The following is a 23,645-nucleotide window of genomic DNA, read 5'->3' as shown; positions in this document are numbered from 1 at the left end:
GAACGACTTGGAAAATGCGCCGAATCAACAGCTAAGCCGGATTCACCCGTGCTTGGCACAGGTGAACCCGCCCTAGGCGACGACGGGCTGGCGTGGTGCAGCCTCGGCCGGCTCCACGCGCTGGGCCGATGGTGCCATGTCGGATGGAGCCTGGTCGGGTGGAGCCATGCCGGGTGGAGCCATGCCGGCCGGCAGGCTGACCTTGAGGTAGAGGGCGGCATTGCTGGTGGTGTCGTGTGTCAGGCGCCGATCCGCCGGCGCGGGTGGTGGCCCGGCCTCGATCCGCCGGGCGAGTTCGGCAAAGTTGCCGATGTCGAAGAACTCGATGCGGTCGGGATGGTAGCGGGCGTATTGCAGGAAGGCTCGGGTGCGGGAGGCGATGACGCGACAGCCCATCTCCAGCGCCATCGCGATCGGCCCGCTGCTGGATTGTCCGACCTCGAGGTAGGGCACCACGACGCTGTCGCACAGTGCCATGGCGGACATGAACTGGGTGTCGTCAAGCACGCCCATGAAGTGCAGCCGGTGATGCAGGTCCTGCGGATGCGCTGCGAGGAGTTCGTGCGCCGAGCCATCCACCGTCAGGTTGGTGGCGCCAGCGGCGCGCAGCGCCTGCAGCGGGCTCTGGCCGATATGGCCCTGCTCCAGCAGCTTCGAGATGTAGGCATCCCGCGGCTGCCCGCGGGCGATGGCCTGCGGGTGGATGCCGCCGAAGACCAGCAGGTGATGATCCTCCGGCAGGTAGCGAAGCGCCTCCACCGCCGTCTCGAAACCCTTGTACGGCGACAGGAAGCCGAAGGTGCCGATCAGCTTCGCTCCGGGTGGAAGCAGCTTGAGGATCGGAAAGGCCTCCTGAGTCGCGGCCTCACGGATCGCGGTGGCCTGGGCTGGCGCCACGAAGGACAGCGGATGGTGATGCACCTCTGCAAGCCGATGCACGTCCCGCAGCAGGCGCATGTCCCGCTTGGTGTGGGTGATGATCCGCACCGGCTTGCGCGACTGCTGCCGACGCAGCTCCCGGTAGATGCCATGGGCCAGCATGGCGGACCGCGCATCGTCCGCGACGGCCATCGCCGCGCCGACCAGGTTCAGACGCAGAAGCTGCCGCCAGACCTGCCCGCTGGAGGTGCTCACCTGGTCCAGGATGGTGTGGAACGTCACCGAAACCGCCGGGGCCGCGCGGACCAGCCATCGGAACCGCCGCAGGATCTGCGGCATCGCGAGCCCCAGTGTTCCGTGCTCCAGCTGAATGTTCACGCTGTCGAAATTTTGAAGTTGTTTCGCAATTTCACGAATATGCCTGTCGCCAAGCTTTTGCACGCGGCGATGTGGGCTGCGCAGCAGGTATTGGTCGAGATCGAACACCTGCACCTGCATGCTGTCCTGAAGCTGTTGCTCCAAGGCCCTGGTATAGCCCGCTATTCCGCAAAGCTCGTCGTAGGTGCTGACGATCGCGATGCGCGGGCGCTGCGTCATGCGGTAACCCGCTTCGCGGGATTTTGCTCGTATATGCACAGCCGGGAGGTTCCTGTTTGCATTTGTTTAGCAACTTCCGGTAGAGATCTACAACGCGACGCTGCTCCAATGCAACGACGATGATGACAAAACGGGAACTGGAGCGACAAAATGTCGGTCAGAATTGCCGGATCATTCTCAAAAACCACTTCGCCGTCGGGAGTGTGAGGGAGTGAGCAATGCCAACCTCGCGCTTCTCCAGGTCTGCGCCACCAGCGCCGATATGCGGCCCAGGCCTGCTGCGCCGGCGCTGCACCTGCGCGACCAGGCCCCCCTCTGGCTGGACGTCTCGCGCCTGCTCTGGCGGGTTTTCCGTGGCACGCTGACCGGGGTGGATCGCGTCGAACTCGCCTATGCCGAGCATCTGCTGGCCGAGGCCGGCGATCGCCTGCGGTTCGTGGCGTATGATTACCGGGGGCGGTTCGGCCTTCTGCCGCATGCGCAGACCGCAGCCCTCGTGCGGTCCGTCGGTCCGGCCTGGGAGGCAGGCACGCTGGCCCGGCTGGCCCCCCGCGCCCTGGCCGCCTTCGCCGGCAGCCTGGCCAACTGGCGCGGCGTACCGTCACCTGGCCGGTCCGGACCGCGCCCGATCTACCTCAACGTGTCGCACCATCCGTTGGCGAAGACCGAGGCTGTGGCGCGGTTGCTGGCCCGCACCGGCGCCAATCTCGTGCCGCTGGTGCATGACCTCATCCCGCTGGATTGGCCCGAATATGTCGGGGCGGCGGAGACGGCCCGCCACCGCCGGCGGATCGCCACGATCGCTGCACACGCCAGCGCGGTGCTGGCGAATTCAGCGGCGACGGCGGATGCTTTGCGCCCGCTGCTGCCGCCGGGCCTGCCCATGCTGTCGGTGCCCCTGGGGGTGGTGCGGCGCCACGCCGCAGCGCTGCCGCCCGCCCTTGCCACCGGCGCGCCCTATTTTCTCTGCCTCGGCACGATCGAGCCGCGCAAGAACCACCTGATGCTGCTGCATCTGTGGCGGCAACTGGTGGTGGCGACGCCCGCCGGGCAACCGGTTCCGCGCCTCGTCATCGTCGGCAATCGCGGCTGGGACAATGAACAGGTGGTGGACCTGCTGGAACGCTGCGCGCGGTTGCGGCCGCATGTGCTGGAACTCGGGCGCGTCTCCGACGGTGTGGTGGCTGCGCTGCTCGACAATGCCCGTGCTCTGCTCATGCCCTCCTTTATCGAGGGTTTCGGCCTGCCGGTGGCGGAGGCGCTGGCCCGTGGCACGCCGGTGCTGTGCAGCGACATCGCCGCGCACCGCGAGATCGCCGGCCCGGTTGCGGAGTACCTGGACCCGCTGAACACCCTCGCCTGGCTTCGGGCGGTGCAGCACTACGCCGCGCCTGCCGCACCGCGCCGGCTGGCGCAGTTGCGCCGATTGGCGGGATGGGAGGCGCCAGGCTGGCCTGCGCATGTCGATGCCGTGCTGAACTTCCTGGCCGAGCTTCCGGCCCGGCCGTCAGCCCGGAACGCCGCGCCCCGTCCTATGCGGCCGCCTGGAGCCGGGCCAGGTCCGGCAGCGGCCGTGCGAAGTCCGGCAACGCCTGGAAATGCGCCTCCAGCGCCAGCGCTGCATCCAGCGTGAAGCCATCGGCGCCACGTGGCCCGACGACCTGCAGCCCGAACGGCATCCCCTTCTCGTCGCGGCCGCAGGGGATGCAGATGGCCGGATGGCCGGTCATTGAAATGCCGTAGGTGATGCCGGAGGTGGCGAAGTAGCCGGACAGCGGCATCCCCTCCATCTCCGTCGGAAAGGGCAGCGTCTTCGGAAACGGCGTCAGTGCCTGGCAGGGCAGCAGCAGCAGGTCGTTGCGGGTGAAGAAGTCCTGGAAGGCCCGGTAGATGCGGGTCTGCTCGGCATGCGCCTCCGCCAGGTCGGACAGGCTGTAGCGCAGGCCTTCCTCGTAGTTGCCGCGGGTGTTCGCGCCGAGCAGTTGCGGGTCGCGCTCGTGGTACTTGCGGAAGGCTGCCAGGAAGTTGGTGCAGCGGATGACGCGGTAGGCGCGGTCGATCCCGGCCATGTCCGGGTCCTCCGCCTCGCAGCGCCCGAATACCGGCGCCAGTGCCGCCATTCGTGCCAGGAAGACGCGGCGGATGCTGGGTGCCACCGGTGCGAAGCCGAGGTCGGCGGAGATCGCGACGCGCAGCGAACACAGGTCCAGCGGCCGCCGCGCCGCCAGGGCCGCGATCGCCTCCGGCCGTGGATTCGCCATCGGGTCGTGGCTGTCCGTGCTCGCCATGGCGCTGAGCAGCAGCGCGGTGTCGGCGACGTCGCGCCCCATCGGCCCCTGCACCGACAGCACCGACCAGCCCAGCCGCCGCCGTTCGGAGGCAACCAGGCCGGGGCTTGGGCGGAACCCCACCACGCCGGACCACGCCGCCGGCTTGCGCAGCGACCCGCCGGTGTCCGAGCCGGTGCAGAGCGGCAGCATGGAGGTCGCCAGCGCGACGCCCGACCCGCCGCTGGAGCCGGCGCAGGACAGTGCCGGGTCGAAGGCGTTGCCGGTGGCGCCGTAGACCTCGTTGATGGTGTTGCCGCCGGTGCCGAATTCCGGCGTGTTGGTCTTGGCCAGGATAATGGCGCCGGCCTGCCGCAGCGCCGCCACCACGCGTTCGTCGCGCTGCGGCACATGGTCGCGGAACATCGGCGAGCCGTAGGTGGTGCGCAGCCCGGCGGTGTCGTTCAGGTCCTTGATGCCCACCGGCAGCCCGTGCAGCGCGCCCAGCTTCTCGCCACGCATTACCTTCGCCTCCGCGGCGCGGGCGGCGGCGAGGCCACCTTCATGGTCGGTGGCGACGATGGCGTTGACCGCCGGGTTCACCTGCTCGATGCGCCGGATGCAGTCCTGCAGCAGTTCCACGGGAGAGATCTTCCGCGTGCCGATCATGCGCCGCAACTCGACGGCCGTATGGTCACAGAGCGAGGTCATCCCGAGGTCTCCGACATCATGGGTCAATCCGGTCGCATGAACAGCAGGATGCCGTCGATCTCACCCGCCTGGCGATAGGCCCGCCAGGCCTCGGCGAAGGCCGGATGGCGGGCAAAATACGCCGTCATCTCGAAAGCCTGGCCGCCGCACCAGGCGATGTGGGCGTCGCGCGCCACCAGGACGACTCGGGGCCGGCCGGCTGCAAGATCCTGCGCGACGGCGTCGAACAGGAAGCGCTCCGCCTGCCCCATCTGCTCCACCGCGCGGAAGCGGCTGCCATCCGCCGGGCAGGTGGCATAGGCGGCCTGCAACAGCCAGGTGCTCATGAAGCGGAAGACGGGTCGGTTGCCGGCGTAGTTCATCGCGGGATAGGCGGGATGGATGTCCGGCGACAGCGCCATGACGTCCTCCCCCGGCGCCCGTTCCCGCAGCCATGCGGCCAGGCGGCCGGCGGGTGAATCGTCGTAGCGGAACTGGCGCCACGGCGCCTCTCCTGCCCGGATGAGGAACAGTGCCAGGGCCAGGCAGAAGCCCGCTGCCATCAGGGGCGCGAGACGATGGGCGGCACGCTGCGCCAGGACGCGGTCCGCAGCCCGCGCCGCGACGATGCCGCCGAACAGGCCGGCGAACATCCAGACCGGGACGACCTGGTAGCTCCAGCCCTTGAGCTGGACCAGTGCCGCGGCCAGGGCGCCGAAGGTCGCCGCCGCCAATAGCCGCGGCAGCCAGCCCAGGGTGCCCGCACGCGCCGCGATCGCAAAAGCCAGCAGGGCGAGGGTCGCCACCGTCGCCGTGAACAGGTGCACCGTCATCAGCGCCTGGCCGAGGGACGGGTCGGCGAAGCCGAGGTAATCGCTCCGCACCAGCGGCAGGATGATGCCGGAATACTCGGGAAAGCCGAAGCCGATGAGCGCCAGGTAGGCCAGCCACAGCACCCCAAGGCCCCATGGCACGGAATCCCACACGGCCTGCCTCAGGCGCCCCTGCCGCAGCGCGACGCCGAGCAAAAGCGCCTCCACCAGCGCCGGAACCGCCAGGAAATGCGGCTTGAGGGCGAAGCCGGTGGCTGCGACCAGCGTGACCACGGCAACCAGGCCAGGCCCGGTGCGCACTCCCTCCGCCCGTCGCTCCGCCAGGAAAAGGTATGGCAAGGCGGCCACTGCCATCAGGTGTTCGCGCTGCCCAAAATCATAGCCTGCGAGCAGGAGGTTCAGCGGCAGCAGCGCCAGCAGCATGGCGTCCTCGACCGGCCCCGTGCCGGGACGGCGCAGGCGGAGGCACAGCAGGATAATCCCGGCGCAGAAGGCCAGCAGCAGCAGGTGTAGCGCCTGCACGGCCGAGAGCGGCGTCCAGGCGCCAAGCCACGCGGCCGGCAGGTTGAGCAGGAAGATGAGGGGCGGATTGACGTCAATGAGATGCGCGTACAGCGCCTCGCCCGCGACCATCCGCTCGGCGAAGCTGAGCACGGCCGCGACGTCCTGGTTCAGCGGCGGCGCCAGGACCACGGCCAGGAAGAAGATCGCCGGCAGCAGGGAGATGAGAGTCCAGCCCGGCCCCGGCTTCAGATCTCCCACTGGAACCCGTCGATGGTGATGGCTTGGCCGGTGATGAAGAAGGGCTCCGCGGTGGCGAGGAAGACGACCAGTTGCGCGACATCCGCCGGCGTGCCGAGGCGGCCCAGCGTGATCTTCGCGGCCAGTTCCGGGCCGCGCGCCCTGGTCAGGCTGTTGCCGACCTCTGTCTCGATCACGCCGGGGCAGACCGCGTTGATGGCGATGGTCGGACCCAGTTCCTTGGCCAGAGCCCGCGTCATCCCGATGATGCCGGCCTTGGCCGCAGCGTACGAGAATTTCGAGACTGCGCTGGTGACGCCGCCGGTATGTGCATTCAGCGAGGACATGGAGACGATCCGCCCGCCACCACCCTCCAGCATCAGCGGCGCGAAGGCCTGGATGTAGTTGAAGCAGGATTTCAGGTTCACCGCGATGCTGCGATCGAAGGCATCCTCCGTGATCTCCAGGATGCCGGCCGGGTTGCCGCGGCCGGCGTTGTTCACCAGCACGTCGCAGCGGCCGAACCGTGCCTGCACGGCGGCGGCGACCTGCCGTGCGCGCGCATGGTCCGCGACATCCGCCTCCTCGATCAGCACGCGGCCGCCGAGCGCCTCGACCTCCGCCTGGGTGCGTTCCATCTCCGGCCGCAGCAGGTCGACGATGACGATGTCGTGGCCGCGCGCCGCCAGGGCGAGCACGCAGCCGCGGCCGATGCCGCGGGCGCCGCCGGTCACGACGGCAACCTTCCTTGTCTCTGACATCACTCCGTCTCCCGCTGTGGCATCCGGCGTGGCATCGATTTGCAGCAGGCGCTGCAGCAGCCGGCATCCCCGCCAACCTGTCACGCTTCCGCCGCGCGATCATCCCCGGGCGGGCTGGGTTGGGAGATTTCGCCAGGATGGCGTTGCGGCTATACAGGACCCCGTCGGCGCCGTGCTCCGGCGCGGCCCGAAGGATGGGTGGCCGAGTGGTTTAAGGCAGCGGTCTTGAAAACCGCCGTGGGTGCAAGCCTACCGTGGGTTCGAATCCCACCCCATCCGCCAGTTTCGCTCTGGCTCGCGTCGCTACTTCGCCTTCCGCTCAGGCGCGCAAGCACCCAGGCTGGCATCGAAGCCGCGCTGCACCATCGGTGAGCGTATCGACGATCCGCCGACCTACGCATAATGACGGCACCCGGGTGACGCCTGCGTCGCGTGTGTGCTCGCTCGCCGCAGCGCGGATCTCCTGCGATGTGCCACCACCTGTAAAAGCCAGGCCGGGGACGATGCTGTCGTCAGCGGCGCGCTGATGTTCGTTCGAGGCAGCACCGGCATTACGCGGCTGAAGGCGGTCCCGCGCACCCGGGCGTCTGCGGCAGGCGTGAAATATTGACCCGCATCTGCGCTAAACCGAGTTGAGGTTTGGTGGAGATCATCTGAAACGTCTGACGGATCGATGCTCTACGTCCTGTTCATTGTGGTCGTCTGCCTGGCCGATGTTCATGTGCTTTCGCCCGCCGCAGCGCTGGTCGGGTCACGGTGCTGACGGGCTACGGCGGTTGAAGGATGCAAGCCTGCGGACGACCCATTCACCCATGGCGATTGCAAGCAGCCACGTGCCGACAACCGCGATGTCAGTGGATAGCCCCGTGGGTGGTTCTCCGTTGATCAGGTAGACGGGGAACAAGATCAGCGCGACAGTTCCCTGCCCCATGCCAACGGCATAGGCGCGGATCATCCAAGCGCGGTGCCGAAGCGTGGCGTGGGCCCGCGCCGCAACCACCCCCAGCGTGAGCGCTGCAATCAGCACCAGGCCAAAGACCCCGCGTGCGGCATCCAGAAGCCCGGTTGCGATGCTCTCGACCTGCAGCAGCAGCGCCAGCCCCGACAGCGCCAACCCCACGCCCGCAAGCACAAAGATCCGCCCGGTCAGGCGGTGCAGAGTCCCGAAGTGGCGACGAAGGGCGCGGACAAACTGCAGCGGCCCGAGGAAGCCGAACAGCGAGCCCGCGACTGCGTGAAGGAAATAGGCGGTGGGAACGGAGGTCAGCCGCAGGCTGTCCTCGGGCACTGCGCCAAGTGGGATCTGCACCACGCGGACAGCGGCCAGCATCACTGGAATGAAGGTGCAGAAGGCCAGCGCCAGAATAAGCGGTATCGGCCGGCTGAAGACGCGGATCATGGGCGAATTCGCTTCAAGGATGACGGATCAGCATCGCCCTGCTGCCCGCAACAACGCGTTGCAATCGCCGCCACCGCTTCGACCGCGTTGGCCTGCGGCCGCGGGGCCGGCATTGCCGCTCTCTCTCTGGCCGCGCGCCACGGCAGTACAGATCGCGTCGGAATGCGGTATCTGCCCAAAGCTGACGGCATTCTGAAGGCCGGTAGTCCCGTAGAGGTAGCAGCGGTAGGCCGCCCCATCGCGCGTGTCGACGGTGTAGTTGATGCGGCCTCCGGCCTCTTCGCTGCGGTCGATGATGGCGAACTGGCCGACGGTTCGGCCGATGGCTTGGGCCGTGCGTTGCTCCAGCCTGTCCTGACTTACGGTGGCCGCACATCCGGCCAGCAGGGCAAGCGCCCCAGTGAGGGATGCGATCGGTCGAATGCGCATGATTGTCTCCGCGGATTTCATTCGTCTCGTTGGGCAAGGCAGTCGTGTGCGGGTCGGGCGCGCACCAGAATGCCTGGCGTCGTGAGGCTGATGACGTACCCATGCGGCAATACGCGGGGAACTGGCGAAATCCGGTCATCATCCATACAAGGACGTATGGATTGGAACGCCACACCGCTCGATTGGAATCGCATCCGGGCCTTCCTCGCGACTGCCGAGGCAGGTTCACTCTCCGCCGCGGCGCGGGCCCTCGGCCTCACCCAGCCGACGCTCGGCCGCCAGATCGCGGCGCTGGAGCGTGAGCTTGGTGTTGCTCTCTTCGAAAGGGCCGGTCGCGGCCTCGTGCTGACGCCAACCGCCGGGACGTTGCTGGACCATGTGCGCGCGATGGGCGAGGCCGCCGGCCGCTTGGGCCTGGCCGCCACCGGGGTGTCGCAGCGGATTGAAGGCCCGATTCAGATTACCGCCACCGAAGCCTGTGCGGCGCACGTCATGCCTCCCATCGTCGCCAGGCTGCGCGCGGCACATCCGGGCATCACGGTGGAAATCCGCGCGACCGATCGCACGGCCGATCTGCTGCGGCGCGAGGCCGACATTGCCATCCGCAACTTCGAACCGCGTGAGCCGGAACTCATCGCCCGCAAGGTGGGGGAGGATCGGGGCCGCCCCTACGCGAGCCCAAGCCATCTCAGCAAGCTGGGCCATCCCCGGGGCTGGGATGATCTAAAGCGGGCGCAGTTCGTGGCCTTCGGGGAAGCCGCGGACTTCATCGAAGGCGGGCGCGCCCTGGGCCTGCATCTGACGGCGCAGCAATTGCCGGTTCAGGTGGACAGCTACCTGGTGCATTGGGAATTGGTGAAGCAGGGCGTGGGCATCGGCTTCGCCACGGAAGCGGTGGGCGATGCGGAGCCACGGGTATGTCGCGTGCTACCCGAGGCGGCGCCCATCATCTTCCCCATCTGGCTTGTCACACATCGGGAACTGCACACCAGCCGGCGTGTGCGGGTCGTCTTCGACCTGCTGGCCGATGCGCTGTCGCAGCAGAGCTGACCTCGCTGCCTGAGGTGGTTCGCATCTGGTTGTACCGGGCCGCCAGCTTTGCCCCGCTTCGCCAAGCCGAACCGCCTTTCGCCTTGGCCTGGGCGGCCCGCTTCAGACGGTATCGAAGGCCTGCAAAAGCTGCGGGTGACCGCCTCGATCAAATCCAACCCCATCCGCCAGTTTGCCACGGGCCTACCCGGGTGCCACTGCCCGCGGTCGCCGCGTTGACGCAGTGCAGCATCGCCCGTAAAGGCGCGCCTTCAAACCAGCGAAGCCCCCAACCGGCGCAGCTTTACCGAGCGCCGGAGGCGCCGCTTCATTATGCCCACGACCTTTGCCGAACTCATCCTTGCGCCGCCCTTGCTGCGCGCGCTGGCCGAGGAAGGTTACGCCACGCCCACCCCGATCCAGGCCCGGTCGATCCCGATGCTGCTGGAGGGTCGCGACCTGCTGGGCCTGGCCCAGACCGGCACGGGCAAGACCGCCGCATTCGCGCTGCCGCTGCTGCACCGCCTCGCGGCCGCGCCTCGCCCGGCACCCCGAGGCGGCGCCCGAGTCCTGGTCCTGGCCCCCACGCGCGAACTGGTCTCCCAGATCGCCAGCGGCTTCGAGAACTTCGGACGCCACCTGCAGCAGAGCGTGACGACGATCTTCGGCGGCGTAAGCCAGTTCCACCAGGTCAATGCGCTCAGGGACGGCGTGGACATCATCGTCGCCGCGCCAGGGCGCTTGCTGGACCTGATCGACCAGGGCCTCTGCGACCTGTCGCAGATCGAAGCGCTGGTGCTTGATGAGGCTGACCAGATGCTCGACATGGGCTTCGCCAGGCCGATCGAGCGCATCGTCGCGACGCTGCCGAAGGATCGGCAGACATTGCTGTTCTCGGCGACGATGCCGAAATCCATCGCCTCGCTGGCCGAGAGCCTGCTGCGCGATCCGGAGAAGGTCGAGATCGCGCCGCCCTCGACCACGGTGGACCGGATCGAGCAGTCGGTCATGTTCGTCGATGCCGCCGACAAGCGGGCTGCGCTGCTGGCGCTGCTGCGGACGCCCGGGATCGGTCAGGCCGTGGTGTTCACCTTGCAGAAGACCATCGCCAACGATGTCTGCGCCTTCATCAACGAGGCGGGCATCACGGCGGAGGCGCTGCACGGAAACAAGTCTCAGGGCCAGCGGGAGCGCGCGCTGAACGCTTTCCGGAGTGCCACCGTGCAGGTCCTGGTCGCGACGGATATCGCGGCCCGAGGCATCGACGTCGACACCGTCACGCATGTCTTCAACCATGACCTGCCGAGCTTGCCGGAAAGCTATGTCCACCGCATCGGTCGAACCGGGCGCGCCGGGCGCGGCGGCTTCGCCATCACGCTATGCGACGCCGAGCAGCGCGCCTGGCTGCGTGATGTGGAGCGGGAAATCGGTCGTGCCCTGACCGTGCAGGCCGATCACCCGTGGCATTCGGAAGCGGCGCGGAACTCGACGCTACGCCCGCCCGTGCTGGGTGGCGCGCCGGTCAAGGACATCAAGCCACAGGAAAAGCGCGAGCGCAAAATCTGGACCGAGGAAGAGAAGCTCATGGCGCGCGCGGCGGTCAAGGCAGCCTGATTGGCGCGCTCGGTCGCGCCGAAGGCCTGAGACCGATTGTGAGCCCGGTGGGACTCGAACCCACGACCCCATGATTAAAAGTCACGTGCTCTACCGGCTGAGCTACGGGCTCGGGGTGGCGTGTGCCGAGGTGGCACGCGCGCAGCGGTGTTAGGCGTCGGCGGCCGGGGTGCTGTCAACCCCTTCGGCAACCCCTTCGGCGGGCGTCGCGGCCGAAGTTGCGGCGCTGCCGACGCGCATCGACTTCACGCGGTCCGGCTCCCGCGCCAGGCCGTTCGGGCCCTGGCCGCGCTTGATCTTGTCGACCAGGTCCATGCCCTCGGCGACACGGCCCCAGATGGTGTACTGGCCATCAAGGCTCGGCGCGGGCGCGAACATGATGAAGAACTGGCTGTTGGCGCTGTTCGGGTTGTTGGTGCGCGCCATACCGCAGACACCCCGCACGAACTTCGCCTTGGCCGGCGGCGTGAACTCGGCCTGCAGGTCGGGATGCTCGGACCCGCCGGTGCCGGTGCCGGTGGGGTCGCCACCCTGCGCCATGAAGCCGTCGATCACGCGGTGGAAGGGCGTGCCGTCGTAGAAGCCGGCGGTGGCCAGCGCCTTGATCCGCTCGACATGCTTCGGTGCAAGCTCCGGCAGCAGCTCGATGGTCACGACGCCACTGTCGAGTTCCAGCAGCAGGGTGTTCTCGGGGTCGATCGTGGCGCTCATCGTCATGGTCCTTTCCTGGGTTTCCGTAGGGAGCGCCGGGTCCTTAGCGCACATCCGCCGCGACGCGCATGGCCCGGATGCGGTCGGGCGGCGGCGGCACGATGCCGCCCTGGCCCTGGCCGCGCTTGATCTTGTCCACGGCTTCCATCCCCGCGACCACGCGCCCCCAGATGGTGTACTGCCCATCCAGGCTCGGCGCCGGCGCGAACATGATGAAGAACTGGCTGTTGGCAGTGTTCGGCTGCGCCGTCCGCGCCATGCCGCAGGTGCCGCGCAGGAAGCGGGCGCGGTTGGCGGGGGTGAACTCCGCCGCCAGGTTCGGCAGGTCGGAGCCACCCGTGCCGGTGCCGCTCGGGTCGCCACCCTGCGCCATGAAGCCTTCGATCACGCGGTGGAACGGCGTGTTGTCGTAGAAATTGCGCCGCGCCAGCAGCTTGATGCGCTCGACATGCCGCGGCGCCAGATCCGGCAGCAGCTGGATCGTCACGCGACCATCCTTCAGCTCCAGGAACAGCGTGTTCTCCGGATCGGTCTGCGCCGCCCCCTGGGCCACCGCAGAGCGCCCCACGAGCATCGGCGCGGCGAGCGCCGCACCCAGCAGGCCGCGGCGGAGGAAGGTAATCCCGGTCATTCAGCGGCGTCCTTGCGGTTGCGCACGCGCGCCAGCGTGCGTTCGAGGGTCAGTTTCGGCACGAAGGAGGACACATCCCCCCCTAGCGTCGCGACTTCCTTGACAAAGCGCGAGGAGATGAACTGGTTCGTTTCGCTGGCCATCAGGAACACCGTCTCGACATCCGGCGCCAGCCGATGGTTCATCCCCGCCATCTGGAATTCGTAGTCGAAATCGGTCACCGCCCGCAGCCCGCGGATGATCATCCGCGCCTGCGACTGCCGCGCGAACTCCACCAGCAGCCCGGTGAACGGCACCACGACAATCTCCGAGCCGACCGCCGCTGAGATGGTGTCGGTCTCCGCTTTGACCAGTTCCACCCGCTCATCGAGTGGAAACAGCGGTCCCTTTCCGGCATTGATGGCGACGCCCACCACCAGGCGATCCACCAGCCGCGCGGCGCGGGCAATGACGTCCAGGTGGCCGTTGGTTACCGGGTCGAAGGTGCCGGGATAGATCCCGGTGCGCCACTCAGCCATCGGTGCTGCCCTCCGGCGGTGCGATTTCGGTGGGGATTTCGGTCGCGACCTCGACCTCTTCGACCACCGGGAAGCAGGACGTTACCCGCTCACTGTCGCCCAGGCGCAGCAGCGTCACGCCCATGGCGCCGCGGCCGGTGATGCGGATCTGGTCGGCCGGCAAGCGGATCAGGCGGCCGCCATCGGTCACCAGCATGACTCCGTCGCCTTCCCGCACCGCGAAGGTCGCCACCACTTCCCGCCCCGTGCGCGGGGTCAGGTTGATGTTGGCGATACCCTGCCCCCCGCGACCCGTAACCCGGTATTCGTAGGCCGAGGTGCGCTTGCCGAAGCCACGGTCGGTGACGACCACCAGGATCTCCTCGGCCGCCTCCATCTCGGCCAGACGCTCCGGCGGCACCGGCTGGACCGTGCCGGAGACCTCCTCGACCTCCTCGGAGGCCGCCTCAGCCTCGGAGGCAACCTCCTCCCCGGCCGCGCGCCGCTTTTGAGCGCTGTGGCGCAGATAGGTTGCGCGCTCATCCGGCGACGCCTCGGCATGGCGCAGAACGGCCAGCGAGATCACCGCATCGCCGTTGATCAGCCGGATCCCACGCACGCCGCTGGAATCACGCCCGGCGAAGACGCGGAGCTGGTCCGCCTCGGCCTGGAAGCGGATGCAGCGGCCGTTGCGGGTCGCCAGCATCACGTCGTCACCCTCGCGGCAGGTGGCGACGCCGATCAGGCTGTCGCCCTCCTCCAGCTTCATCGCGATCAGCCCGACGGCGCGGACATTGCGGAAGTCCGAAAGCTTGTTGCGCCGGACGTTGCCCTGCGCGGTCGCAAAGACCAGGTGCAGGTTCTCCCACAGCGACTCGTCCTGCGGCAGCGGCAGCACCGCCGTCACCTTCTCGTCCTGCTGCAACTGCAGCACCTGGCGCAGGCTGCGGCCGCGGCCGGTGGCGCCGCCTTCCGGCAACTGCCAGATCTTCTCCCGGAAGGCGATGCCACGGCTGGTGAAGAACAGCACCCACTGGTGCGTGTGCGCCACGAAGCTGCGGACGACGATGTCATCTTCCCGCGTCGCCGCGCCGGAACGCCCGCGGCCGCCGCGGTTCTGGCTGCGGAACACGTCGAGCCCGGTGCGCTTCACGTAGCCGTCGCGCGTCAGCGTCACCACCATGGTGCCCGGCTCGATCAGGCTCTCGTCGTCCTGGTCGGCGATTCCGTCGACGATGTCGGTCATGCGCGGCACGGCGATCTGCGCCCGCACCGCGATCAGCTCCTGCGTCATCAGGTCCATCCGCCGGGGGCGGGAGGACAGGATGTCGAGCAGGTCCTTGATGGTGCCGGCGACCTCCGCGAGTTCCGCGTTGATCTTCTCCCGCTCCAGCCCGGTCAGGCGCTGCAGGCGCAATTCGAGGATGCCGCGCGCCTGGTCCTCGGTCAGCCGCACCGTGCCGTCCGGCGCCAAGGTGTTGCGGACGTCGTCCACCAACTCCAGCAACGGCGCCACATCGGCCGCCGGCCAGTCCCGCGTCATCAGCTGCGCCCGCGCCGTCGCCGCATCCGGCGCCGCGCGGATCAGCGCGATCACGGCATCGATGTTCGCCACCGCGATGGCGAGGCCGATCAACTGGTGGCCTCGGTCACGCGCCTTGTTCAGGCGGAAGCGGGACCGCCGCAGGATGACGTCCTCGCGGAAACGCAGGAACGCCATCAGCGCGTCGCGCAGCCCCATCAGCCGCGGCCGGCCCTCATCCAGTGCCACGAAGTTCACGCCGAAGGAGGTCTGCAACTGCGTGAAGCGATAGAGCTGGTTCAGCACCACCTCCGGCGTCGCATCCTTCTTGAGCTCGACGACGATGCGCAGGCCGTCGCGGTCGGACTCGTCGCGCAGGTCGGAGATGCCTTCCACCGCCTTGGCGCGGACCAGTTCCGCGATCTTCTCGATCAGGGTGGATTTGTTGACCTGGTAGGGGATTTCCGTGACCACGATCATGGATCGCCCGCCGCGCATCTCCTCGATCGTCGCGCGCGCACGCAGCGGGATGGAGCCCCGGCCGGTCTCGAAGGCATTGCGGATGCCGGAGCGTCCCAGGATCAGTCCGCCGGTCGGGAAGTCGGGCCCCGGCATGATCTTCATCAGCTCGTCGAGGCTGGTATCCGGATCCCGGATCAGGGCCAGCGCCGCGTCGATCACCTCGCCCGGATTGTGCGTCGGGATGTTGGTGGCCATGCCGACGGCGATGCCCTGCGCGCCGTTGACCAACAGGTTCGGGAAGGAGGCCGGAAGGACGCGCGGCTCGCTTTCCGATTCGTCGTAGTTCGGCTGGAAGTCGACGGTGTCCTCGTCGATCCCTTCCAGCAGCGCCGTCGCGGCACGCGCCAGGCGGACCTCCGTGTAGCGCATCTGCGCCGGCGGATCGCCGTCCATGGAGCCGAAATTGCCCTGGCCATCGATCAGCGGCACGCGCATGGAGAAGTACTGCGCCATCCGCACTGTCGCATCATAGATCGAGGCGTCGCCATGCGGATGGTACTTGCCCATCACGTCGCCGACGACGCGGGCCGATTTCCGGTGCGGCTTGTCCGCGGTGTAGCCGGATTCGTGCATGGCATAGAGAATGCGCCGGTGCACCGGCTTCAGCCCGTCCCGCGCATCCGGCAGGGCGCGCGCGACGATGACCGACATGGCGTAGTCGAGGTAGGACCGGCGCATCTCGGTCTCGAGACCAACCGGTGCGATGTCGTGGCCCGGCCCCTTGGGGTCGCCAGGCGGCGGTGACGTGTCGCTCAACGCGCAATCCTCATGCTTGGCCGGACGCAGCCGGGTCTCGCGGGTTGTGGATTAGGCAATTCCGCGCCCCGGCGGAAGGGTGCAGCCCCTCCCAAGGCCAATTCCTGGCCGGAAACGGCCCGCAATGTGCCGTTAGTTGCGCCCTGCCGCTTCACTCGTGGCTCATGCCGGCCTGAAGCAACTGAGGACATGGGTCGCAGGAGCCAGGCGGAGATGCGGCAAGTTGGCATGGCGGCTACGCCGTCGCGGGCGGCTGGCGCGTGACGCTGCCCTGTATCGACCTGCTGCTGGGCAAGTTGGCGCGCGGCTACCCGCAACTGGAACAGAGCTTCGGCCGCCACATCCACTGAGGCTACCGGCCGTAGCCCAGGCTGGCCCGCCCGGACTCGGCCGAGGAGTACGCCGCCGTGGCCGAAAGGCTGAGCCTGGAACTGCTCGCCCTGGCCGGAGTCGCGCCGGGGATTCGCGTGCTCGATGCCGGCTGCGGCTTGGGCGGCACCCTCCCCTGCCTGGAGGAGCGGATGCAGCCGCTGAACCTGGTCAGCCTGAACATCGACCCGCGCCAACTGGCCCGCGCCGCCTTCCTGGCGGAGGTGCGGCGCGTGCTGCGGCCGGGCGATGCGTTGGAACTGTCGGATTTCGTGCCTGCCTCGGCCTGGGTGCCCATAACGCGGCTGACCCGCGCTTCGTGGTTCGACCGGGTGAAGCGGTTCGGCACCTGCGACGTGACCCGTTCCGCCGCCGGCTATCAGCGCCTGCCGGCCGGGGCCGTGCTTGCCCTGGCGACGCTGCGCGACATCACCCGCCACACCCTGCCGACCTATGCCTTCCTCGGCCGGATGCTGCAGGCCAGCGGCCGGGGCGGGGCGGCCGAGGGCTGGGGGCAGGCTGGGCTCCCCTTGCTGGATCTGGACGGCCGGACTGGGCTGCTGCGCTACAGCCTGCTGCAATTCGAGCGGCCGCGAGCCGCCGGCAGATCCCTCATCACGTACCGGCCTCACCAAGATCGGACGGACGCGGACGAACGGTCCTTAGAACGGAATATCGTCGTCCAGGTCGCTGCCGCCCTTCGGCGGAGCGCTGCGGCCGCCGCCGCCCCCGCGGGCGCCGCCGCCGCTGTTGTCCCAACCGCCGCCGCCAGAACGCGCAGGAGCCGAGGAGCGCCCGCCGCCGCCGTAACTGCCGCCCGTATCCCCCTCGCCCGGGTCAGCCCCGCCGCCGCCGCGCCCGCCCAGCAGTGCGATCTCGCCGCGGAACTGGCGCAGCACGATTTCGGTCGAATACTTGTCCTGCCCTGACTGGTCCTGCCACTTCCGGGTCTCGAGCTGGCCTTCGACATACACCTCGGAGCCCTTCTTCAGGTACTTCTCGGCGATTTCGCCCAACTTCTCGTTGAAGATGGCCACCGAATGCCACTCGGTGCGCTCCTGCTGGTTGCCTTCGCGGTCCTTGTAGCGCTCGGACGTCGCCAGGCGCAGGTTGACCACCCGGCCGCCATTCTGGAAGTTCCGCACCTCCGGGTCCTTACCCAGACGGCCAACCAGGATCACCTTGTTCACGCCTGCCATCGCCGGCCCCTCGATCTGAACCGCGGAAACTAGCCCGACGCTGCCGCGCCGACCAGACAGGGCTGGGCTGCGCGCGACAGGCCTCGTAAAACCTCTTCCCGCCCCACCTATATGGTGGCAAAACCCCCAGAACACAATGCGAACGTGGCATCCCTCCGGGAGGCTCCGTGCGCCTATCCATCGGTGGACATCCATGACCGGCCAGATCCGTGTGCGCGGCGCGCGGGAGCATAATCTCAAGAATGTCGACATCGACATCCCGCGGGACACGCTGACGGTCGTCACCGGCCTGTCCGGCTCCGGCAAGTCGTCGCTCGCCTTCGACACGATCTACGCAGAAGGCCAGCGCCGCTACGTCGAAAGCCTTTCGGCCTATGCCCGCCAGTTCCTGCAACTGATGCAGAAGCCCGATGTGGACAGCATCGAGGGCCTGTCGCCGGCGATCTCCATCGAACAGAAGACCACCAGCCACAACCCGCGCTCAACCGTCGGCACGGTGACGGAAATCCACGACTACATGCGCCTGCTCTGGGCCCGCGTCGGCGTGCCGTATTCGCCGGCCACAGGGCTGCCGATCGAGGCGCAAACGGTGTCCCAGATGGTCGATCGCATCATGGCGATGCCGGAGGGGACGCGCCTGCTGCTGCTGGCGCCCGTCGCCAAGGGCAAGAAGGGCGAGTTCAAGAAGGACTTCCTGGAGTTCCAGCGCCGCGGATTTGAGCGGGTGAAGGTCAACGGCACGCTCTACCAGGTGGCCGAGGTGCCGAATCTGTCGAAGAAGCTGAAGCACGACATCGAGGTGGTGGTGGACCGCATCGTGGTCCGCGAGGGCATCGAGGCGCGCCTGGCCGACAGCCTGGAGACCGCGCTCGCTTTGGCCGACGGCGTTGCCTATGCCGAGAATGCCGATGGCGAGGGCCGCACCGTCTTCAGCCAGAAATTCGCCTGCCCGGTCAGCGGCTTCACCATCGAGGAGATCGAGCCGCGGCTGTTCTCCTTCAACTCCCCGCAGGGCGCCTGCCCGACCTGTGACGGCCTCGGGACACAGAGCTTCTTCGACCCGCAGCTTGTGGTGCCGGACGACACCAAGTCGCTGAAGGACGGCGCGGTGCAGCCCTGGGCCGGGGCGCAGTCGCCCTATTACGACCAGACGCTGGAAAGCCTGGCGCGGCACTACAAGGTCTCGATGACCAGCCAGTGGGGCGACCTGACCAAGGCGTTCCGGCATGTGGTGATGCATGGCACCGGCGCCGAAATCGTGACGCTGAAGTACAAGGATGGCCTGCGCGCCTACGATGTGAAGAAGGCGTTCGAGGGCGTCATCCCCAACCTCGAGCGCCGCTACCGCGAAACCGACAATCCGTGGGTGCGCGAGGATCTGTCCCGCTACCAGGCCTCACGCGCCTGCCCCGTCTGCAACGGCCACCGCCTCAAGCCTGAATCGCTGTCGGTGAAGATCGCCGGCGAGCACATCGGCATGGTCAACGACCTGTCCATCATCAAGTCCCGGAAGTGGTTTGCGGGAGTGATGGAGACGCTGACGCCGCAGCGCCAGGAAATCGCCCGCCGCATCCTGAGGGAGATCGAGGAACGGCTGCAGTTCCTGGTCGATGTCGGGCTGGACTACCTCAGCCTCGGCCGGTCCTCCGCCACGCTGTCGGGCGGTGAATCGCAGCGCATACGGCTGGCGTCGCAGATCGGCAGCGGCCTGACCGGCGTGCTGTACGTGCTGGACGAACCCAGCATCGGCCTGCACCAGCGCGACAACGAACGCCTGCTGAAGACGCTGCGCCGCCTGCGCGACATCGGCAACACGGTACTGGTGGTCGAACACGACGAGGACGCGATCCGCAGCGCCGACCACCTGATCGACATCGGCCCCGCTGCCGGCAAGGGCGGCGGCCGCATCATCGCCCAGGGCACGCCGGCGGAGGTCGAGGCGAACCCCGAGAGCATCACCGGCCAGTACCTGTCCGGCAAGCGCCGCATCCCAATGCCGGACGTTCGGCGAAAGATTGACCCGAAGCGCATGATCCGCGTCGTCGGCGCGCGCGGCAACAATCTGAAGGATGTCTCGGCGGAGTTCCCGCTCGGCACCTTCACCTGCATCGCGGGTGTCTCCGGCGGCGGCAAATCCACGCTGGTGATCGAGACGCTGTTCAAGGCCGCCTCCCGCCGCCTGATGGGCAGCGGCCAGGTGCCAGGGCCGCATGATCGGATCGAGGGGCTGGAACACCTCGACAAGATCATCGACATCGACCAGTCGCCTATTGGCCGCACGCCGCGCTCCAACCCTGCCACCTATACCGGCCTGTTCGCGCCGATCCGCGACTGGTTCTCCGAACTGCCGGAGTCACGCGCGCGGGGCTACGCGCCCGGCCGCTTCAGCTTCAACGTCAAGGGCGGCCGCTGCGAGGCCTGCCAGGGCGACGGCGTGCTGAAGATCGAGATGCACTTCCTGCCCGACGTCTACGTCACCTGCGACACCTGCAAGGGCAAGCGCTACAACCGCGAGACGCTGGAAGTGAAGTTCCGCGGCAAGTCGATCGCGGATGTGCTCGACATGACGGTGGAGGAGGGCTGCGACTTCTTCTCCGCGGTACCCGCCATCCGGGACAAGCTGGTGGTGCTGCGCGACGTCGGCCTGGGCTACATCCATCTCGGCCAGCAGGCGACGACGCTCTCGGGCGGCGAGGCGCAGCGCATCAAGCTGTCCAAGGAACTGTCGCGCCGCGCCACTGGCCGAACGCTCTACATCCTGGACGAACCCACCACCGGCCTGCACTTCGAGGACGTCCGGAAACTGCTGGAAGTACTGCACGCGCTGGTCGCCACCGGCAACACGGTGGTGGTGATCGAGCACAACCTCGAAGTCATCAAGACCGCCGACTGGGTGCTCGACCTAGGACCCGAGGGTGGCGAGGGCGGCGGCCGCATCGTGGCGCAGGGCACCCCGGAACAGGTGGCCGCCGTGCCGGAAAGCCACACCGGCCGCTTCCTCGGCCCGATCCTGGCGCGGGAGGGGGCGGTGGCGGAGCCGCTGGTGGTCAGGAAGCGCCGCCGCGCCTGAACCCGGTCAGGCGAAGCCGTCCGACACGGGGTGATGGCGCAGCAACTGCGCCATCGCCTGGCCCAGCGCGGCCGCCTCGTGCCGCGGCAGATGCGCCTCCAGCACATCCTGCGGCGCGTCGATCAGCGCCATCGCGGACCGCCGCACCTGGTCGGCGCCCTGCGCCGCCGCCGCGCCACTGCGCCGCCGCGCCTGCTCCACCGCCTCCACGATCCGCGCCGTGCGTTCCTCCAGCGTCTGCTGCCCGTTGGGCACGAATTGCTTGATGAGGCGGGAATGCGGGTAGCCGATGACATCGTGCGCCTCCAGGGCCACGCCCGCTGTCAGTTCCGGCGCATCACGCAGCACCGCGTGCAGCATGGTCTGGTCGTTCATCAGGAAGACCGGATCGGCCGCGTTGCGCAGTTGCTGGTCGGTCACCTGCTCGAACGCCGCGATCCAGCGGCGCGCCACCTCCCGGGTCTCGGGGCGCGCGAAGTTCCACAGGAAGACCCCCGCGTTGACGTCCCAAGGCCCCTTGCCACCGCCCACCGGGTGGATCATCGCGCTGTCCGCATGCTCCTTCAGGAACTTGCGGATCTCGAATCGAGGGTTGGGCACGAAGGCATCGGCATCCAGGTAGATCAGCCAACCGTTGTAGTCACGTGCCAGCAGGTCTCCCAGCATTCCAAGCCGGTTGTAGGTGGCCTGCCAGGGATGCACGCCGCGCCGGATGCCGATGAAGACCTCCATCCTGACGCCGCGGCGCAGGCAGAAGGCGCGGTTGCACTGCATGGTCGCCGAGATCATCGGGAAGAAGCGGTCGGCATCCGCCGTCTGGTACAGCAGCATGTCCGACATCAGCCGCACCGGCCGCTGGCGGCGACCACATGGGGCGCCACCGCATCCAACGCCTGACCCTTCCGTGGAAACAGGGTCGCGGACAGGGACGGCAGGCGGCAGCGGGTGGGCATGGGGCAACTCCTCCCGGACCGGATCGGTGGTCCGGTGAGCAGATTGCCACGCTCAGGCGGTGCCGCGAAACCCCGCCCACGCGACAGCCAGCCGATCCCCCAGTCTGCGCGTCGCGGGCACCTCCCTCCCCGCAGCCATCCGCTGGAAATCACGCGCGGCCAGCAGCGTGGGCAGCACGGCGGCCAGCGCCTGCCGGGGCAGCGCTGCCTGGCGTTCGCGCACCAGCATCGCGCCGCCTTCTTCCGCCATGGCACGCCGCAGCGGTTCCGCCACGGATGGCTGCGTCACCACACCCTCGGCGCTCAGCCCGACCTCAGCCAGCGCATCCAGCGGCAGCAGGCAGCGGCCCTGCGCGGCATGGGCGGGCACGCTGCGCAGCACTCCGGCCAGCCCGATGAGGGCCCCGCGCCGTTGCAGGGCCGGCAGCACGGCATCCGGCACACCGAGCAGGCGTCCCGCCGCCACGGCGAAGCCGCCGGCCCCGGCGCGCAGCCACGCGCCGAAAGCCTCCCGCGTCGGGATCCCCTCCGGCTCCGCCTCGGCTTCCCGCGCATCGATCAGCGCCGCCAGGTCTCCGGCGTCCAGCACCCCGGACCTGATCGCCTCGTGCAACGGCGCGGCCACCTCGTGCCGTCGCGCCGGCTGGCCGGCCGCGGCCTCCGCCACCGCGTCGCGCCACCATTGCAGACGGATCAGGGCGGCGATCTGCGTCGTCGTCGCCTCCCGCGCCCGGGCCAGTTCGTGGTTGAAGCCGATCAGCGCGAACAGCGCCTCGCGCCGCTCCGCCGGTGCGAACAGGGCGGCGAGGTAGCGGTCCGGGTCGTGCCGGCGCGCGAGGTCGCCGATCGGCGAAAGTGAGGGGGGGGTGGCCATGGCGGCCAGATGACGGTCGCGGGGGCTGGCCGCAAGTGCGGTTGACGCTCCACCAGGCCACGCCTAGGTCAGGCGACGGTCGCAGGGCTCCCCCCGGCGACACGAAGCCCAACGGGAGAGACCCCATGCCCTTCACCCTGCCGCCGCTGCCCTACGACACCTCCGCCCTCGCCGCCCAGGGCATGTGCCAGGAAACGCTGGAGCTCCATCACGGCAAGCACCATAACGCCTATGTCACGGCGCTGAATGGGCTGATCGAGTCCAAGGGCCTCGCCGGCAAGTCGCTGGAGACCATCGTGGCCGAGGCGGGCAAGGCCGGTGCCGATGGCCTGCCGGTTCTGAACCAGGCCGGGCAGCACTGGAACCACGCGCTGTTCTGGCAGGTGATGTCGCCCAAGGGCGGCGGCGACAAGCTGCCGGGCGCGCTGGCGGCCAAGATCGACAGCGACCTCGGTGGCCTGCAGGCCTTCAAGGACGCCTTCAAGCAGGCCGGCGTGACGCAGTTCGGCAGCGGCTGGGCGTGGCTGATCATCGGCAGCGACGGCAAGCTGAAGGTGACGAAGACCCCGAACGGCGCCAACCCGATCTCGACCGGCGAAGGCACGCCAATCCTCGGCTGCGACGTGTGGGAACACGCCTACTACCTGGATTTCCGCAACGTCCGCCCGAACTATCTCGACAACTTCCTGAACAAGCTGGTCGATTGGGAGGTTGTCGCCGGCCTCATGGACAAGGGTGGCCTGACCACCGGGCAGAGCGCGTAGATCCTGCCCTCAGGAGCCGGGCGCGCGCTCCGCGCGCTTGGCTTCGCGGCAAAGGTCGCGGCGGCCGTTCGGCCCGTTACCGGGCCGCCTGAATCAGAAAGGCGCCGGGGGAAACCCCGGCGCCTTTCGCGTGTCGACGGCGGCGGATCAGCTCTTCGCCACGTCCGTCGCCTTGGCGTCATTCGCCGGCGCCGGCGGCTTGATGACGCTGCCGATGGTGCCGCGCACCACCGTCACCCGCACATTCGGAGCGATCTCCACCTCGACCTCGTCGCTGTCGTCCCGCACCTTCGTCACGGTACCCACCAGGCCGCCGGCCGTGATGATCTTGTCGTTGCGCTTCAGTGCCGACAGCATGGTGCGATGTTCCTTCATCTTCTTCTGCTGCGGGCGGATCAGCAGGAAGTAGAAGACGGCGAAGATCAGGATCAGCGGCAGAAGCTGCATCACCACGGCGGCGGTGCCACCGGCGGCGTCCTGGGCATAGGCGGGGGAGATGAACATGGGGCGGCGTCCAGAAAGGGAGGGGCGCCCCGGG

Annotated in this window: 20 protein-coding genes and 2 tRNA genes; 7 read left to right on the top strand and 15 right to left on the bottom strand. The window is 68.4% G+C overall.

Going from position 1 to position 23,645, the window contains the following annotated elements:
• Positions 1 to 72 precede the first annotated feature (72 nt).
• The gene (locus ACLF3G_RS00630) at positions 73 to 1,218 is read right to left on the bottom strand and encodes a hypothetical protein (protein ID WP_430667373.1); all 1,146 of its coding nucleotides are present in this window, start codon (positions 1,216 to 1,218) and stop codon (positions 73 to 75) included.
• An 18-nt stretch (positions 1,219 to 1,236) separates the two neighbouring features.
• On the opposite strand from ACLF3G_RS00630, the gene ACLF3G_RS00625 reads away from it, so the two are divergent.
• Both ACLF3G_RS00625 and ACLF3G_RS00620 read left to right on the top strand, forming a co-directional pair.
• Complete coding sequence (locus tag ACLF3G_RS00625) at positions 1,237 to 1,599, top strand: hypothetical protein (protein WP_430667372.1); 363 nt, start codon at positions 1,237 to 1,239, stop codon at positions 1,597 to 1,599.
• Positions 1,600 to 1,687: 88 nt separating this feature from the next.
• Complete coding sequence (locus ACLF3G_RS00620; RefSeq protein WP_430667371.1) at positions 1,688 to 3,109, top strand: glycosyltransferase family 4 protein; 1,422 nt, start codon at positions 1,688 to 1,690, stop codon at positions 3,107 to 3,109.
• On the opposite strand, the gene ACLF3G_RS00615 is transcribed toward ACLF3G_RS00620, so the two are convergent.
• The 3 genes from ACLF3G_RS00615 to ACLF3G_RS00605 are packed head-to-tail and all read right to left on the bottom strand — an operon-like array spanning position 3,009 to position 6,768.
• Positions 3,009 to 4,454 carry an amidase gene (locus tag ACLF3G_RS00615; protein WP_430667370.1) on the bottom strand — a complete coding sequence of 482 codons (1,446 nt, stop codon included), beginning with the start codon at positions 4,452 to 4,454 and terminating at the stop codon, positions 3,009 to 3,011. The two genes, ACLF3G_RS00620 and ACLF3G_RS00615, sit on opposite strands and share 101 nt — an antisense overlap.
• Before the next feature lie 23 nt (positions 4,455 to 4,477).
• Entirely contained in the window at positions 4,478 to 6,028 is a 1,551-nt protein-coding gene (locus ACLF3G_RS00610) for a hypothetical protein (RefSeq protein WP_430667369.1), read from the bottom strand.
• Positions 6,016 to 6,768 carry an SDR family NAD(P)-dependent oxidoreductase gene (locus ACLF3G_RS00605; protein WP_430667368.1) on the bottom strand — a complete coding sequence of 251 codons (753 nt, stop codon included), beginning with the start codon at positions 6,766 to 6,768 and terminating at the stop codon, positions 6,016 to 6,018. The genes ACLF3G_RS00610 and ACLF3G_RS00605 overlap by 13 nt, the downstream gene beginning before the upstream one ends.
• Positions 6,769 to 6,960: 192 nt before the next feature.
• Here ACLF3G_RS00605 and ACLF3G_RS00600 point away from each other — a divergent pair.
• A tRNA-Ser gene (locus ACLF3G_RS00600) sits at positions 6,961 to 7,050 on the top strand.
• Positions 7,051 to 7,519: 469 nt separating this feature from the next.
• Here the strand turns inward: ACLF3G_RS00600 and ACLF3G_RS00595 are convergent.
• On the bottom strand, positions 7,520 to 8,167 hold the full coding sequence (locus tag ACLF3G_RS00595) for a DUF2306 domain-containing protein (RefSeq protein ID WP_430667367.1): 648 nt from the start codon (positions 8,165 to 8,167) through the stop codon (positions 7,520 to 7,522).
• Between the two features lie 27 nt (positions 8,168 to 8,194).
• Complete coding sequence (locus tag ACLF3G_RS00590) at positions 8,195 to 8,596, bottom strand: hypothetical protein (protein WP_430667366.1); 402 nt, start codon at positions 8,594 to 8,596, stop codon at positions 8,195 to 8,197.
• 69 nt (positions 8,597 to 8,665) lie between these two features.
• Here ACLF3G_RS00590 and ACLF3G_RS00585 point away from each other — a divergent pair, with 69 nt between their 5' ends.
• The gene (locus ACLF3G_RS00585; RefSeq protein ID WP_430667365.1) at positions 8,666 to 9,646 is read left to right on the top strand and encodes a LysR family transcriptional regulator; all 981 of its coding nucleotides are present in this window, start codon (positions 8,666 to 8,668) and stop codon (positions 9,644 to 9,646) included.
• A 312-nt stretch (positions 9,647 to 9,958) separates the two neighbouring features.
• The gene (locus ACLF3G_RS00580) at positions 9,959 to 11,239 is read left to right on the top strand and encodes a DEAD/DEAH box helicase (RefSeq protein WP_430667364.1); all 1,281 of its coding nucleotides are present in this window, start codon (positions 9,959 to 9,961) and stop codon (positions 11,237 to 11,239) included.
• Between the two features lie 39 nt (positions 11,240 to 11,278).
• On the opposite strand, the gene ACLF3G_RS00575 is transcribed toward ACLF3G_RS00580, so the two are convergent.
• The 6 genes from ACLF3G_RS00575 to ssb form a co-directional block, all read right to left on the bottom strand.
• Positions 11,279 to 11,351, bottom strand: a tRNA-Lys gene (locus ACLF3G_RS00575).
• 38 nt (positions 11,352 to 11,389) lie between these two features.
• Positions 11,390 to 11,950 (bottom strand): peptidylprolyl isomerase, encoded by a 561-nt coding sequence (locus ACLF3G_RS00570; protein ID WP_430667363.1) that lies wholly within the window; start codon positions 11,948 to 11,950, stop codon positions 11,390 to 11,392.
• A gap of 43 nt (positions 11,951 to 11,993) precedes the next feature.
• On the bottom strand, positions 11,994 to 12,524 hold the full coding sequence (locus ACLF3G_RS00565; RefSeq protein WP_430668122.1) for a peptidylprolyl isomerase: 531 nt from the start codon (positions 12,522 to 12,524) through the stop codon (positions 11,994 to 11,996).
• 53 nt (positions 12,525 to 12,577) lie between these two features.
• A complete protein-coding gene (gene coaD / locus ACLF3G_RS00560) occupies positions 12,578 to 13,099 on the bottom strand; it encodes a pantetheine-phosphate adenylyltransferase (RefSeq protein ID WP_430667362.1) in 522 nt (173 codons plus the stop codon).
• Positions 13,092 to 15,878, bottom strand: a complete 2,787-nt coding sequence (gyrA, locus tag ACLF3G_RS00555) for a DNA gyrase subunit A (protein WP_430667361.1) — start codon at positions 15,876 to 15,878, stop codon at positions 13,092 to 13,094. Before gyrA ends, coaD begins: the two co-directional genes overlap by 8 nt.
• A gap of 1,031 nt (positions 15,879 to 16,909) precedes the next feature.
• Entirely contained in the window at positions 16,910 to 17,446 is a 537-nt protein-coding gene (ssb, locus tag ACLF3G_RS00550) for a single-stranded DNA-binding protein (RefSeq protein ID WP_430667360.1), read from the bottom strand.
• Between the two features lie 193 nt (positions 17,447 to 17,639).
• Here ssb and uvrA point away from each other — a divergent pair, with 193 nt between their 5' ends.
• Positions 17,640 to 20,516, top strand: coding sequence for an excinuclease ABC subunit UvrA (gene uvrA, locus ACLF3G_RS00545; RefSeq protein WP_430667359.1), 2,877 nt, complete (start codon positions 17,640 to 17,642; stop codon positions 20,514 to 20,516).
• A 6-nt stretch (positions 20,517 to 20,522) separates the two neighbouring features.
• Here uvrA and ACLF3G_RS00540 read toward each other — a convergent pair whose 3' ends face one another.
• Both ACLF3G_RS00540 and ACLF3G_RS00535 read right to left on the bottom strand, forming a co-directional pair.
• Positions 20,523 to 21,356, bottom strand: coding sequence for a hypothetical protein (locus ACLF3G_RS00540; RefSeq protein WP_430667358.1), 834 nt, complete (start codon positions 21,354 to 21,356; stop codon positions 20,523 to 20,525).
• 165 nt (positions 21,357 to 21,521) lie between these two features.
• Positions 21,522 to 22,343 carry a squalene/phytoene synthase family protein gene (locus tag ACLF3G_RS00535; protein ID WP_430667357.1) on the bottom strand — a complete coding sequence of 274 codons (822 nt, stop codon included), beginning with the start codon at positions 22,341 to 22,343 and terminating at the stop codon, positions 21,522 to 21,524.
• A gap of 125 nt (positions 22,344 to 22,468) precedes the next feature.
• Here ACLF3G_RS00535 and ACLF3G_RS00530 point away from each other — a divergent pair, with 125 nt between their 5' ends.
• Positions 22,469 to 23,107 (top strand): superoxide dismutase, encoded by a 639-nt coding sequence (locus ACLF3G_RS00530; RefSeq protein ID WP_430667356.1) that lies wholly within the window; start codon positions 22,469 to 22,471, stop codon positions 23,105 to 23,107.
• A 147-nt stretch (positions 23,108 to 23,254) separates the two neighbouring features.
• Here ACLF3G_RS00530 and yajC read toward each other — a convergent pair whose 3' ends face one another.
• The gene (gene yajC, locus ACLF3G_RS00525; RefSeq protein WP_430667355.1) at positions 23,255 to 23,611 is read right to left on the bottom strand and encodes a preprotein translocase subunit YajC; all 357 of its coding nucleotides are present in this window, start codon (positions 23,609 to 23,611) and stop codon (positions 23,255 to 23,257) included.
• Positions 23,612 to 23,645: the final 34 nt, after the last annotated feature.

Origin of the sequence: Falsiroseomonas sp. HC035, from assembly GCF_050563525.1 — a bacterium.
Classification (GTDB): domain Bacteria; phylum Pseudomonadota; class Alphaproteobacteria; order Acetobacterales; family Acetobacteraceae; genus Falsiroseomonas.
This window is presented reverse-complemented; position numbering and strand designations above follow the sequence as displayed.

Coding starts and splice junctions, on each gene's coding strand:
- ACLF3G_RS00630 (WP_430667373.1), bottom strand. CDS start 1,218: ATGCCGCAGATCCTGCGGCGGTTCCGATGGCTGGTCCGCGCGGCCCCG.
- ACLF3G_RS00615 (WP_430667370.1), bottom strand. CDS start 4,454: ATGACCTCGCTCTGTGACCATACGGCCGTCGAGTTGCGGCGCATGATC.
- ACLF3G_RS00605 (WP_430667368.1), bottom strand. CDS start 6,768: ATGTCAGAGACAAGGAAGGTTGCCGTCGTGACCGGCGGCGCCCGCGGC.
- ACLF3G_RS00595 (WP_430667367.1), bottom strand. CDS start 8,167: ATGATCCGCGTCTTCAGCCGGCCGATACCGCTTATTCTGGCGCTGGCC.
- ACLF3G_RS00590 (WP_430667366.1), bottom strand. CDS start 8,596: ATGCGCATTCGACCGATCGCATCCCTCACTGGGGCGCTTGCCCTGCTG.
- ACLF3G_RS00585 (WP_430667365.1), top strand. CDS start 8,666: ATGCCTGGCGTCGTGAGGCTGATGACGTACCCATGCGGCAATACGCGG.
- ACLF3G_RS00580 (WP_430667364.1), top strand. CDS start 9,959: ATGCCCACGACCTTTGCCGAACTCATCCTTGCGCCGCCCTTGCTGCGC.
- ACLF3G_RS00570 (WP_430667363.1), bottom strand. CDS start 11,950: ATGAGCGCCACGATCGACCCCGAGAACACCCTGCTGCTGGAACTCGAC.
- ACLF3G_RS00565 (WP_430668122.1), bottom strand. CDS start 12,524: ATGCTCGTGGGGCGCTCTGCGGTGGCCCAGGGGGCGGCGCAGACCGAT.
- coaD (WP_430667362.1), bottom strand. CDS start 13,099: ATGGCTGAGTGGCGCACCGGGATCTATCCCGGCACCTTCGACCCGGTA.
- ssb (WP_430667360.1), bottom strand. CDS start 17,446: ATGGCAGGCGTGAACAAGGTGATCCTGGTTGGCCGTCTGGGTAAGGAC.
- uvrA (WP_430667359.1), top strand. CDS start 17,640: ATGACCGGCCAGATCCGTGTGCGCGGCGCGCGGGAGCATAATCTCAAG.
- ACLF3G_RS00540 (WP_430667358.1), bottom strand. CDS start 21,356: ATGTCGGACATGCTGCTGTACCAGACGGCGGATGCCGACCGCTTCTTC.
- ACLF3G_RS00535 (WP_430667357.1), bottom strand. CDS start 22,343: ATGGCCACCCCCCCCTCACTTTCGCCGATCGGCGACCTCGCGCGCCGG.
- ACLF3G_RS00530 (WP_430667356.1), top strand. CDS start 22,469: ATGCCCTTCACCCTGCCGCCGCTGCCCTACGACACCTCCGCCCTCGCC.
- yajC (WP_430667355.1), bottom strand. CDS start 23,611: ATGTTCATCTCCCCCGCCTATGCCCAGGACGCCGCCGGTGGCACCGCC.